Consider the following 12,604-nt stretch of genomic DNA (forward strand, 5'->3'; position numbering starts at 1 on the left):
GTGTCGCTTTGGCCGGGCGGTGAGTTCGCCGCTTCTCCGCCCGGCCTCTTGCGAACCCCCTGACAGGCCCGGATTTCAATCGGTGATATCGCCGGCGCGCGGGCGTACGCGCAGGATTCGGTATTTCACGAGCCAGAGAAGCCCTCGCTCCACGAAGGAGTGGCGGGCCGGCGGGAACAGGCCCACCAAGTCGGCGACGCGCGCCTCGCCATGATGAGCGACAGAGCCGAAGACCTGCTCCATCTCCGACTTCTGGGGCAAGGCCCAGGCGCCCAGCGTGGCGAGCGGGCCGGAAAGGCGGTCGTCGGCGGCGGGCCAGTCCATCCCCGGCTCCGCCTGCAGGACGGAGTCGGGGCCGAGGAGCTCGGTCGGGTAGGATTGGAAGAGGGTGAAAGGATCGAGCCGGCGCGGATTGTCGGCGATGCCGCCCGCGGGCGCCGTGGCCTGAGCGCGGCGTTCGGCGAGCTCGCCCCAGAAGGCCTGATAGAGCGGGATCACCGCCGACCAGTCGAAGACCGCCTGGGCGCGGCGGCGGCCCGCCTCGCCCATCCGGCGCCGGAGGTCGGCGTCGGTGACCAGCGCGACGAGAGCCTCGACCGCCGCCTGGTGGTCGATGGCGGTCATCTGGGCCGCGGCGGCCAGATAGAGCTCGTACTTGGCCCAGCCGTTGGCGTGGTAGTAGGCGAGGTCGCGCCCCAGCCCCGCGCGCGGCGCATAGGTGCGGATGCGGAAGCCGTCGACACCGTGGCGGACGGTGTCGCGATAGCCGTCCCAGTCTGTGACTACGCAGGGCAGGCCGGCGGCCATGGCCTCCGTCGGCGTGAGGCCGAAGGTCTCCTGGATGTTGTCGGAGAACGAAATGAAGAGGTCCGCCGCCGACCAGATCGAGAATCGCGTGTCGGCGGGACGTCCGTCGACCGCTCGATAATGCACGCTGGGGCACAGGGCGCGGGTCAGTTCGTGATAGTTGTCGGTCAGCGCCTGGGTGCTCGCCCAGCCGGACACGATCCAGTAGAGCGGCTTGCCGGTCCTCTGCGCGGCTTCTTCCAGGGCCATGGCCATCATGGCCGGGTTCATCTTCGCGGCGACATTGAGCCGGCCGACATAGAGGGCGACGACCGCATCCTCCGGAATTCCAAGCCGCTCGCGCCAGGCCCTGCGATGCTCCGGAGAGGGCGCGAAATCGGCTGCGTTCACGCCAAGCGGGATGGTCGTCAGCTGGGGTGTCGGAAATCGTGTGGCGCCAAGCCGCTCGGCCAGGTTCTGCCGCACCGCTTCCATCTGCAGTTCGACGCTGGCTCGGACGGCGCGCGAGGTGCAGATCAGGCCGTCCCACGGCTGGACCGGAGCCGTGGCCATCTCCGCGATCACGTCCATCGCCGCTTCGCTGGCTGTGGTGTGGGTGATTCCGCAGAGGCTGTAGCGATGGCTGCCGAAGGGGAGGCGGGCCCAGGCTTCGCGCGGTATGTCCGGCGAGGGGTAGGACAGGCAGCCCGGGTCGGCCAGGGCCGGGCGGTTGCGCATGGGAATCCAGCGGGCGGGCCGGGCGAGCGGCTCGATCCGTTCGACCAGCGCCTGCATGTCGGCCTGGCGGCGGGGCGTGGCGTTGTAGAAGTTGAAGCGGTCCACATCCGCATGGCGGATGAAGCCGCGGAGGAAGCTCTCGCCGGCCGAATGGCGGCCCATCAGCCGATCGCCGGTGGTGTCGAAGGCGTCGTGATGCAGGAAGATGGCGGCGTTGGTCATGCAACCTGGGCGGTAACGGGTTTCGCAGGCGGGGGCAAACGGCGGTTCGTCGCTATTTGATGACCAGCCCCTGGCCGGTGGGGAGTTCCAGGACGCTATAGCCCCGCGCGTCGAACCAGGCGTCATGGGCGAGCTTCTGGGCGCGATAGAACAGCCAGCCATAGTCGTCGAGCACGATGGCCGCACCTGGGACGACCCGGTCGAACAGGGCTTCCAGGACGGCGGTTTCCGCCTCCGCGTTGTTCAGATCGAGGTGGAGGAAGGCGATGGCGTCCGGCGCGGCCTCAACAAAGCTGTCGGGGACGCGGCCGCGGGTGATCACCACATTTTCGAGATCGGAGAAGCGCGCCTTCACCGCCTCGTAGAGCCCCGCCCCATGCTCCTCCATGTGGTGATGAGGCATGGAGGGGTCGTGCTCGAAAAGATCGTAGAGATAATAGGTCCGCTGCGCCTGGGAGCCGAAATCCAGATAGTCGCAGAGGATCCGCGCCGTCGTGCCCTTGTAGCAGGCGCATTCGACGAAATCGCCGGAGAGCCTGAGAGCGTTCTTCGCCGCCCAGGCCAGCGTCGCCGTCCGCCAGAGGATCCCCTTCTCCACCTTGGTCTGCGCATGGCGCTCGAAGGCGGTCATGAAGACCTCGTCCGACAGGAAGCTCAGGTTCTTGTCGAAGGTGATGAGGTTGTCGCCGGTGAAGGACCCCTGGAGCGTCTTCAGCTCCAGCAGCATGTCGCGGATGTGGCCCCGGAAGGTGGGCTCGTCCTTCCAGCCGAAGAACAGGGCGGAATGATAATAGGGACGTGTCATCGGAAGCGGCGCGATTGAGGCTCCAGCCTTAAACGGCTGAGCTTCGCCGGAGAAGCCCAAGGACACAAAAGAAAAGGGCCGCTCCGAAGAGCGGCCCTTCCCAGTCTGGTTCGACCTAGGTCGCTTAGGCGGTGAAGTCCGCTTCGGAGACGTCGGCGAGGGTGATGCCGGTCAGCTTGATGACCGTCGACACCGAGTTGGTGCCGGCGCTGTCGGCGAACACCCACACATCGGCGCCCACTTCCACCGCCACGATATCGCGCGCGCCGGTCGAGATCAGGGCCGAGGCGTCCGAGAGGGCCGCAGCGAAGCTCGCCGCGGACTGCTCGAGGTAGTTCGCCGCCGAGCCGACCACGCCGAGGGCGATCGAGTCGTCCGCCGCCGTGAAGTCGGTGATCTCGTCGGCCGTCGCCGCCGTCGTGCCGGTGTCGCCGGCCGCGAAGACGAAGCGGTCCGCACCGGCGCCGCCGGTCAGGACGTCGACGCCTGTGCCGCCGGTGATCGTGTCGGCGCCAGCGTCGCCATCGATCGTGTCGTTGCCCGCACCGCCGCGAAGGACTTCACCCGCGGTGTCGCCGGTGATGTTGTCGTCGCCTTCGCCGCCGTCGACCACGTCTGCGCCGCCACCCGTGGTGATGACGTCGTTGCCGGCGCCGCCATTGATGGTTTCAGCGCCCGCGCCGCCGTCGATCTGGTCGTCGCCGGCATCGCCCCAGAGTTGGGACGCACCCGCATCGCCGGTGATGGTGTCGTTGCCGTCACCGCCGAAGATGGTGTCGGCGCCGCCGCCGGAGACGAGTTCGTCGTCGCCGAGACCGCCGGTGATGTAGTCGACGCCCGTGCCGCCGGTGATGGTGTCGTTGCCGGCGCCGCCGTCGGCCAGGTCGGACGAAGCCGCGCCGGTGGCCAGGTCGATGGTGTCGTTGCCGTCACCGCCGAGGATGGTGTCGGACCCCGCACCGCCCACGAGCGAGTCGTTGCCCGCGCCGCCGGCGATGTTGTCATTGCCGAGACCGCCCAGGATGGTGTCGTTGCCGTCACCGCCCGAGATCAGGTCGTTGCCGTCGCCGCCGGTGATGGAGTCGGTGCCAGCATCGCCGTTGACGGTGTTGTTGCCCGTGCTGCCGGTCAGGGTGATGACGTCGTTGCCGTCGCCGCCGCCGATCTGAACGTTGCCGGTGCCCGCCGCGATCACGGTGTCGTTGCCCGCGCCCGCATCGACGATGTCGTTGCCCGAGCTGGCCGTGATGTTGTCGTTGCCGTCGCCACCATACATGGTGTCGTTGCCGCCTTCACCGTTCAGGCTGTCATTGCCCGCGTCGCCGAAGATCAGGTCGCCGCCGCCACCGCCGAGGATGGTGTCGTTGTCCTGACCGCCGAGCAGGGTGTCGGCGCCCGCACCACCGGTCACCGAGTCGGCGCCGATGTTGCCGTGGGCGTAGTTGGCCCCGTCGCCGGTCGTGATCACGTCGGCGCCTTGACCGCCCAGCAGGGTGTCGTTGCCGCCGGCCGCCACGATGGTGTCGTTGCCCGCATTGCCTTGGACGAAGTTGTTGCCCGCGCCGGCGTCGATATTGTCCGCACCGTCGCCGCCGAAGATGGTTTCGGCGTCGGCGCTGCCGGTGATCACGTCATCGCCCGCACCGCCGTCGATGGAGTCGGCGCCGCCGGAGTTGGTGATCGAGTCGTTGCCCGCACCGCCGGAGACGGTGTCGGCGCCCGCGCCGGAGGTGATGCTGTCGGCGCCCGCATCGCCGGCGAGATAGTCGTCGCCCGCGCCGCCGGCCAGGGTGTCGGCGCCATCGCCGCCCAGCAGGGTGTCGTTGCCGTCGCCGCCGTCCAGGTTGTCGTTGCCCAGGTCGCCCGAGACGTAGTCATTGCCAGCGGCCGCGACGATGGTGTCGTTGTCCTGGCCGCCGAGCAGGGTGTCGGCGCCCGAGCCGCCGGTGATGGAGTCGGCGCCCGCGTTGCCGTTGACATAATTGGCGCCGGTGCCGGTGGAGATCTGGTCGGCGCCTTGGCCGCCGAGCAGCGTGTCGTTGCCCGCGCCGCCGGACAGGGTGTCATCGCCCTGGTTGCCGTGCAGGTAGTCGTTGCCGTCGTTGCCCGACAGGTTGTCGTTGCCGGTGAAGCCGTACATGGCGTCGCCCTGGCTGGTGCCGGCCACCACGTCCGCGCCCGCGGCGCCCACGAACAGCATGCTGCCGTCGGGGAGGATGATTTCGCCGAGCTGATCGCCTTCGCCGAGGATGCCCGTGCCGAACACGACGGTGCGGCCGTTGAAGGTCACCGAGACGGTGTCCGGGTTCGGGAAGGAACCGATCGTGAAGACGACCGACACCGCCGTGGCGGTGGCGCCGGGGGTGGTGAACACCAGCGTGTCGTTCGTGGTGTACGCCAACGCCTCCTCGGCGGTGATCGTCTCGAAGTTATAAGTCGCCATGCTTCTCTCCAGTCTGTGTCACATGGACCCCCGAAACGCCCGGCCACCATTTTCCCGAATGGAGCGGTCCCAGCGGTCCTTTCCCGTCGCCATAACACGGTCGTGGCGAAGGTTAAACGAGCCCGAGGAAGACGTATCGGAAGCGTGTGAAATGCGCAACAGCAAAAACCTCCGCCGCGGGCGACGAATCACTCCTCCCGCAGAGCGTTGGAAACCGTGTCTGTAATAGGGCTAACGATGTATGAAAGGATCGTCCGTTTTCCGGTGACGATCATCGCTTCCACCGGCATGCCGGGCGTCACCTTCGCGCCTTCCGGCAGCTTCGCCATCTCCTGCGGCGGGATGCGAATCTCGGCCATGAAATAGCCCTCGCCGGAGCGTTCGTCGACGAGCTGGTCGGCCGAGACGCTGATCACCTCGGCCTCTACCGGCGAAACCTTCCGCTGGCTGAGCGCGGAGAGCCGGACCCGGGCCTTCATGCCGGTGGTCACCTGGTCGATGTCGATGGGCCTGATTCGCGCGCTGACGATCAGCGGCTCGTTGATCGGCACCACCGACATGACGAGCTCGCCCGCCCCGACCACCCCGCCGATGGTGTGCTGGCTGAGGTTGAGCACATAGCCGTCGGCCGGCGAGCGGACGACGGTGCGTTCCAGCACCTGCCGCGCCGCGGCGAGCTTGGGCCCCACGTCGGAGAGCTGGGTCTGCATCTCGCGCACCCCTTCGGCCGCCTGGCTGGTGCGCTGGTCGCGCAGGGCCGCGAGCTGCATGCGCGCCTCGCCCATCTGCTGGCGCAGGCGGTTGATCTCGGAGACCAGCGAGCCCTGGCGGCCGGCGAGGTCGGCCAGGGTGCGCTCGTATCGCAGGATGAGGGTCTTGGGCGCATAGCCCTTCTCGTTGAGGGTCTGGTAGCCGGACAGCTCCTCGCGGGTCAGGCGGATCTGCTCGTCGATGGAATCGAGCTGGGCCTGCACGCCGACGATCTGCGACTGGAGCTGCTGCTCCCGCTGGCCCAGCACGTCGGTCTGGCTGTCGTAGAAGGACAGCCGCGAGGCGAACAGGAACTGCTGGTCGCGCACCAGGTTGGCCACCCGGGGATCGTTCATCCGCGCGGTAAGCTCGGGCGGCATGTCGAAGGCGCGGCGTCCCGAGCCTTCGGCCTGGAAGCGCGCGCTCTGGGCGAGGAAGGTGTCGTACTGGTTCTGCAGCACGTCGACCAAGGCCTTGGCCTGCACGTCGTCCAGTACGATCAGCGGTTGGCCCTGGCGCACCTGCTGGCCCTCGCGCACCTGGATCTGGCGCACGATGCCGCCGTCGCGGTGGCGGACCTCCTTGCGGCTGGCCTCCACCTTCACCACGCCGGGCGCGATCACCGCCGCATCGATCGGCGCGACGGCTGCGAACAGCAGGAAGCCCAGCACGAAGACCCCGACGATCCAGGCGCCGACCACGATCGGCCGGCGCATCCGCGCCTTCAGCTCCGGGTCCAGGGCGCCCGGCTCGCCCGCTTCGAAACTCGGGCGGATATAGGGCTTGGGCGGCTTGAAGTTCATGTTCATCGGCGCGCCTCCACCGGACGCGGAGCCGCGGGCTGGACCACCCGGGCCATGACCTGCTCGCGCGGGCCGAACATCTCGATGCGGCCGTCGCGCATGACCAGCATCTTGTCGGCGGCGCGGAAGACGTTGGGCTTGTGCGAGACCACCACGATGGTGACGCCGCGCGCCTTCATCACGTCGAGCACGTTCATGAGGGCGTCCTCGCCCTCCGAGTCGAGGCTCGCATTCGGCTCGTCGAGCACCAGGAGCTGAATGTCCCCCAGAAGGGCGCGGGCGAGGCCGACGCGCTGGCGTTGGCCTGCCGAGAGCACGAAGCCGGTCTCGCCCAGCTCCGTCTCATAGCCCTCCGGCAGGCGCAGGATCATCTCGTGCACGCCCGCGAGCTGCGCCGCCGCCACCACCTGTTCGTCGGTCACGTCCGACCGGAAGCGGGCGATGTTCTCGCGGATCGAGCCGGAGAAAAGCTCGGTGTCCTGCGGCAGGTAGCCGACGTGACGCCCGAATTCCGCCCGGTCCCAGGCGAAGACGTCGGCGCCGTCCAGGCGCACGTGGCCGGCGTTGGGCTTCCAGATGCCGGCCAGAAGGCGCGCGAGCGTCGACTTGCCGGCGCCCGACGGGCCGATGACGCCCAGCATCTCGCCCGGTTCGATCTTGAAGTTCAGTCCCTGCAGGATCAGCCGATTGACCCCGGGCGGGGCGAAGCTGACGCCCTCCACCGACAGCTGGCCCAGCGGCCGCGGCAGGCTGGTGGCCACCTTGCCGGGCTGATAGACGCCGAGCAGGCCCATCAGGCGCTGATAGGCGCGGGTGCCGTTGACCAGGCCGTCCCAGGACCCCACCAGCCGCTCGATCGGCTGCAGGGCGCGGGAGGCCAGGATCATGTTGGCGAACAGCAGGCCGGCGTGGATCTTGCCCTCGATCACCAGCAGGGCGCCGATGGCGATGATCAGCACCTGGATCGCCTGGCGGGCGAACTTGGTGGCGTTGGAGAGGGTGCTGGCGCGCTCGCTGGCGCCGCTGCTCTTCTCCATGGTGACCGCCCGGAAGGTGGCCCAGCGGCCGCCCAGCGGCGTCACCATCCCCATGGCCCGGACCACCTCGCTGTTGCGCAGGGCCGCGTCGGTGAAGGCGTAGCTGCGCAGAGCCGCGTCGTTGGCCTCCTGCAGCGGCTGCCGGGTGGCGCGGTCCTGGGCGAGCGTCAGGGCGACCAGCACGACGGCCCCGATGATCGTCACCACGCCGATGATCGGGTCGATGATGAACAGGATGATCAGGAAGGGGACGATGAAGGGCAGGTCGAAGAAGGCGCCGAACACCGGCCCGGTCAGCATCTGACGGAAGGTGTCGAGGTCGCGCAGGGCCTGGGACCGCGCCGCGGGATTGCCGCGCACGGCGTTGTCGAACAGCGCCGAGAACACGTGGCCGGAGACGCGCTGGTCGAGGACCAGGCCGAAATTGATCAGCACCTTGGCGCGATAGTGGTCGATCACCCCGGAGATGGCGAACACCGCCAGCGTGCCGAGCGTCAGCACCAGGAGCGTGGCCATGCTGTTGGAGGTGATCACCCGGCCGTAGATCTGGAAGGTGAAGATCGGCAGGGCGAGGTAGAGCAGGTTGCTGATCAGGCTGAACACGGCTGCGGCGCCCAGCGGGCCGTAACCTTCCTTGATCGCGCGCGTCAGCACATTGTCCGGTTGCGCCGCCAGCGGGTTGTAGATCTTCATCGGTGGGGATCGTTCCGCTCGCGGAGGCTGGAAAGTCACGCCAGCCCTAGGACTTACGACTTTGACGTTTGTGCGGCGGAGCCGCTCCGGACCCTCCGCGAAGGGTGCGAGAGATGCTTGCCGCGCGCCCCGAAGTCAATGGCCCAATCGGCCACGCCGATTCGCGCGTGCGTTGATTCGACGGCGGCGGGCCGACGGTGCTAGGCGAAGGCCGGAACCGCTTTGCGCGCCGAAGGAGGCGGCTTGTCCAGGATCGCCATCGTCGGGAGCTGCATCACCCGCGACCTCTGGCCGCTCGCCGGCGAGGCGCCGGAAAACCTGCTCTATATATCGCGTACGAGCCTGCCCAGCCTGTTCTCTCCGTCGGTCGAGGGCCTGCGCCCGCGGGCCGCGCCGCCCGCGGGCCTCCGGCCCGGACAGCACCGGGCGTTGGTCGCGGACCTGACCAAGACCGCGCTGCCGGCGCTGGTCGCCCACCGGCCGACCCACATCGTCTTCGACTTCATCGACGAGCGCTTCGACCTCCTGCGGACCGACGGGGGCTTCGTCGCCCACAGCTGGGAGTTGGAGGCTTCGGGCTATCTGGAGGCGCCTCGCCTGAGACGGGCGCGTCCCGTCCCGCGGCTGTCTCAGGCCTGCGGCCGACTGTGGGCGGACGCCGTGCGCGAACTGGCGGACTTCATCCTCGCGACGCCCCTGCGCAAGGCGAAGCTCATCCTGCACGAGGCCCAGTGGGCCGACCGCTATGTGGACGCCCGGGGGCGGCGCCGGGAGCTGCCCGAGGAAACCGAAATCTGGGGAGGGCGCCCCGCCCGGCGAAGCGAACACAACGCGATGCTGCAGGACTATCAGGCCCGTTTCGTCGCCACCGTGCCGGGCGTGCACGTGGTCTCCGCGCCTGAGCTGCGGGTCGCCGACGAAGGGCACCGCTGGGGCTTGAGCCCCTTCCACTACACGTCCGGCTACTACCAGACGATCCTCGCCCAGCTGAGCGCGCTGGGCGTCTGAATCGTCAAGCCGCCGCTGCCGCCTTCACCGCCCCGGCGATCTCGCGGACCACCTGGTTGACCAGCTTCTCGTCGTCGCCTTCGGCCATGATACGGATCAGAGGCTCGGTGCCGGAGGCGCGGACCAGTATGCGGCCCGAGCCGTTCAGCCGCTGCTCGGCCTCGGCGATGGCGCCCTTCACCTTTTCCGCCTCCAGCGGCTTGCCGCCGGCGAAACGGACGTTCTCCAGCTTCTGCGGCACGGGTTCGAACTGACGGGCGAGTTCGCTCATCGGACGGCCCGACTCCTTCAGCACCGCCAGGACCTGCAGGGCCGCCAGGAGTCCGTCGCCGGTGGTGGAGAAGTCGGACAGGATCAGGTGCCCCGACTGCTCGCCGCCGAGATTGAAGCCGCCCTCGCGCATGCGGGCCATGACGTAGCGGTCGCCGACCTGGGTGCGCTCCAGCTTGAGACCGCGAGCGGCGAGGAACCGCTCGAGCCCCAGGTTCGACATCACCGTGGCGACCACCCCGCCGCCGGTCAGCCGATCGTGCTCGGCCCAGTGGCCGGCGATCAGGGCCATGATCTGGTCGCCGTCGACGATCTGGCCCTTCTCGTCGCAGAGGACGAGGCGGTCGGCGTCGCCGTCCAGGGCCACGCCGACGTCGGCGCGATATTCCTTCACCGCCCGGCTCATCGCCTCCGGATGAGTGGAGCCGCACTCCTCGTTGATGTTGAAGCCGTTGGGCGCCACCCCCACGGGGATCACCTCCGCCCCCAGCTCGTAGAGGGCGGTGGGAGCGACCTTGTAGGCCGCGCCGTTGGCGCAATCGACCACCACCCGCATGCCCGACAGGTTCAGCCGCTTGGGGAAGGTGGCCTTGGCGATCTCCACGTAGCGCGCCTGGGAATCGTCGATGCGGCGCACCCGGCCCAGGTCGGTGGGACCGGCCAGGCCTTCCTGCAGCCCCTGATCCATCAGCGCCTCGATCTCCGCCTCGCGCGCGTCGGACAGCTTGAAGCCGTCGGGGCCGAACAGCTTGATGCCGTTGTCGGAATAGGCGTTGTGCGAGGCCGAGATCATCACCCCCAGGTCGGCCCGCAGCGAGCGGGTCATCATGGCCACGCCGGGGGTGGGGAGCGGCCCGAGGGTGCGCACGTCCATGCCGACGCTGGTGAAACCCGCCACAAGGGCCGGCTCGATCATATAGCCGGAAAGCCGCGTATCCTTGCCGATCACCACCAGGTGGCGGCGGTCGTCCTGGGACATGAAGAGCTTGCCGGCGGCCATGCCGACGCGGAGGGCGACCTCCGCGGTCATCGGATGGCTGTTGGCCCGGCCACGGATGCCGTCGGTGCCGAAATAGGCGCGCTTGGTCATATGCGTTCTCGAAGGTCCTTCTGGAGCCGCGAAACGATCCGAAACCCCAATTTAGTCGACGCCGCGTTTGCGAATGCTAAAGGCGCGCTGCGCGGAAGTTTAGCCGCGGGCGTGACATTCCACAAAGGACGGCCATCCTCCATGTGCGGCATCATCGGCATCGTTGGGAAGACCCAGGTCCAGGACCGCCTGCTCGAAAGCCTGAAGCGGCTGGAATACCGCGGCTACGATTCGGCCGGCGTGGCGGGTTACGACGGGGCGGGCGTCGCCCGCCGCCGGGCCCAGGGCAAGATCCGCGCCTTGGAGGAGGTGCTCAGCGCCGATCCCCTGCGCGGCACGGTGGGGATCGGCCACACCCGCTGGGCCACCCATGGCGCGCCCTCGGAACGCAACGCTCACCCGCACAGGGCCGGGCGCGTGACCCTGGTGCACAACGGCATCATCGAAAACTTCGCCGAGCTGAAGAAGGAGCTGCAGGCGCAAGGCCGCACCTTCGAAAGCGACACCGACACCGAGGTCATCGCGCAGCTCATGGACTCCGAACTCGCCAAGGGCGCCGACCCCCTGGCCGCCCTGAAGGCGACCCTCGACCGCCTGACAGGCGCCTACGCCCTGGCGGTGCTGATCGAGGGCGAGGACCAGCTCGTCATGGGCGCGCGGCGGGGCAGCCCCCTGGTGGTCGGCTACGGCGACGGCGAGATGTTCATCGGCTCCGACGCGCTGGCGGTCGGCCCCTTCACCAACCGGATCGCCTATCTGGAAGAGGGCGACTATGTCGCTATCGACCACGCGAGCGCCCGGATCTTCGACGAGACGGGCCGGCCCGCCGAGCGGCGGGTCCAGACCATCGCCGCCTCCGCCGCCCTGGTGGAGAAGGGCAACTACCGGCACTTCATGGAGAAGGAGATCCATGACCAGCCGGACGCCTGCCAGCACACGCTCTCGGCCTATATCGACCCGGTCTCAGGCCGCGCCACGGCGCCCGGGGGAATCGACTTCGCCAAGGTCGACCGCCTGCAGATCGTCGCCTGCGGCACCGCCTATTACGCCGGTCTGATCAGCCGCTACCTGTTCGAGCGCCTGGCGCGGCTGCCGGTGGACATCGAGGTGGCCTCGGAATTCCGCTACCGCGAGCCGCCGGTGACGCCGGGCACGCTCGCCATCGCTGTCTCCCAGTCCGGCGAGACGGCGGACACCCTGGCCGCCCTGCGCTGGTGCAAGGCCCAGGGTCTGACGACGGCGGCCATCGTGAACGTGCACGAGTCCACCATGGCCCGGGAAGCCGACGTGCTGTTCCCGACCCATGCCGGGCCGGAGATCGGGGTGGCCTCGACCAAGGCCTTCACCAGCCAGGTGGCCGCGCTGACGGCGCTCGCCGTCGCCGCCGCGGCCGCCCGCGGCCATATCGACGCGGCCGAGGAGGCCAGGCTTTCGAAGGTGCTGCTGGAAGCGCCGCGCCTGATCGCCGAATCCATCCAGAGCGAGGACGAGATCCGCGCCCTGGCGCCCGAATTGGCCAAGGCCCGCGACGTGCTCTACTTCGGCCGCGGCGCCATGTCGGCCCTGGCGCTCGAAGGGGCGCTGAAACTTAAGGAGATCAGCTACATCCATGCCGAGGGCTACGCCGCCGGCGAGCTGAAGCACGGACCGATTGCCCTGATCGACGAAGCCACGCCGGTGATCGTGATCGCGCCGTCCGACCCGCTCTTCGAGAAGACCATGTCGAACATGAGCGAGGTCATGGCCCGTGGCGGGCCGATCCTGCTGGTCACCGACGCGGCCGGCGCGCGCCACGCCCCGGCAGGGGCCAAGGTGGTGGTCGCGCCGACCTGCGACCCGCTGATCGCGCCGCTGGTGTTTTCCGCGCCCGTCCAGTTGCTGGCCTACTACGTGGCCGTCCAGAAGGGCGCGGACGTCGACCAGCCGCGCAATCTCGCGAAGTCGGTGACCGTCGAGTAG

The 12,604-nt window shown here is 68.8% G+C and carries 8 protein-coding genes; 2 read left to right on the top strand and 6 right to left on the bottom strand.

The window, feature by feature from the left end; translation table 11 throughout:
* Nucleotides 1–75 precede the first annotated feature (75 nt).
* The 5 genes from ACK41C_RS01720 to ACK41C_RS01740 form a co-directional block, all read right to left on the bottom strand.
* Nucleotides 76–1,746, bottom strand: a complete 1,671-nt coding sequence (locus ACK41C_RS01720) for a glycosyltransferase family 4 protein (protein ID WP_409649690.1) — start codon at nt 1,744–1,746, stop codon at nt 76–78.
* A gap of 52 nt (nt 1,747–1,798) precedes the next feature.
* Nucleotides 1,799–2,551, bottom strand: coding sequence for a TylF/MycF/NovP-related O-methyltransferase (locus tag ACK41C_RS01725; protein WP_409649693.1), 753 nt, complete (start codon nt 2,549–2,551; stop codon nt 1,799–1,801).
* A gap of 124 nt (nt 2,552–2,675) precedes the next feature.
* A complete protein-coding gene (locus ACK41C_RS01730; RefSeq protein WP_409649696.1) occupies nt 2,676–4,994 on the bottom strand; it encodes a calcium-binding protein in 2,319 nt (772 codons plus the stop codon).
* A gap of 188 nt (nt 4,995–5,182) precedes the next feature.
* Nucleotides 5,183–6,553, bottom strand: a complete 1,371-nt coding sequence (locus ACK41C_RS01735; RefSeq protein ID WP_409649699.1) for an HlyD family type I secretion periplasmic adaptor subunit — start codon at nt 6,551–6,553, stop codon at nt 5,183–5,185.
* Nucleotides 6,550–8,277, bottom strand: a complete 1,728-nt coding sequence (locus ACK41C_RS01740; protein WP_409649701.1) for a type I secretion system permease/ATPase — start codon at nt 8,275–8,277, stop codon at nt 6,550–6,552. Before ACK41C_RS01740 ends, ACK41C_RS01735 begins: the two co-directional genes overlap by 4 nt.
* 243 nt (nt 8,278–8,520) lie before the next feature.
* Between ACK41C_RS01740 and ACK41C_RS01745 the strand changes: the two genes are divergently transcribed.
* Complete coding sequence (locus ACK41C_RS01745; protein ID WP_409649704.1) at nt 8,521–9,285, top strand: DUF6270 domain-containing protein; 765 nt, start codon at nt 8,521–8,523, stop codon at nt 9,283–9,285.
* Between the two features lie 4 nt (nt 9,286–9,289).
* On the opposite strand, the gene glmM is transcribed toward ACK41C_RS01745, so the two are convergent.
* Complete coding sequence (gene glmM, locus ACK41C_RS01750) at nt 9,290–10,645, bottom strand: phosphoglucosamine mutase (RefSeq protein WP_409649707.1); 1,356 nt, start codon at nt 10,643–10,645, stop codon at nt 9,290–9,292.
* Between the two features lie 141 nt (nt 10,646–10,786).
* On the opposite strand from glmM, the gene glmS reads away from it, so the two are divergent.
* Entirely contained in the window at nt 10,787–12,604 is a 1,818-nt protein-coding gene (gene glmS / locus ACK41C_RS01755) for a glutamine--fructose-6-phosphate transaminase (isomerizing) (protein WP_409649709.1), read from the top strand.

The organism is Phenylobacterium sp. (assembly GCF_046290725.1).
Lineage (GTDB): Bacteria > Pseudomonadota > Alphaproteobacteria > Caulobacterales > Caulobacteraceae > Phenylobacterium.

Bases quoted from the DNA above. Each gene is read 5' to 3' on its own strand.
- ACK41C_RS01735 (WP_409649699.1), bottom strand. From the start codon at position 6,553: ATGAACATGAACTTCAAGCCGCCCAAGCCCTATATCCGCCCGAGTTTC.
- glmM (WP_409649707.1), bottom strand. From the start codon at position 10,645: ATGACCAAGCGCGCCTATTTCGGCACCGACGGCATCCGTGGCCGGGCC.
- ACK41C_RS01730 (WP_409649696.1), bottom strand. From the start codon at position 4,994: ATGGCGACTTATAACTTCGAGACGATCACCGCCGAGGAGGCGTTGGCG.
- ACK41C_RS01725 (WP_409649693.1), bottom strand. From the start codon at position 2,551: ATGACACGTCCCTATTATCATTCCGCCCTGTTCTTCGGCTGGAAGGAC.
- ACK41C_RS01740 (WP_409649701.1), bottom strand. From the start codon at position 8,277: ATGAAGATCTACAACCCGCTGGCGGCGCAACCGGACAATGTGCTGACG.
- glmS (WP_409649709.1), top strand. From the start codon at position 10,787: ATGTGCGGCATCATCGGCATCGTTGGGAAGACCCAGGTCCAGGACCGC.
- ACK41C_RS01720 (WP_409649690.1), bottom strand. From the start codon at position 1,746: ATGACCAACGCCGCCATCTTCCTGCATCACGACGCCTTCGACACCACC.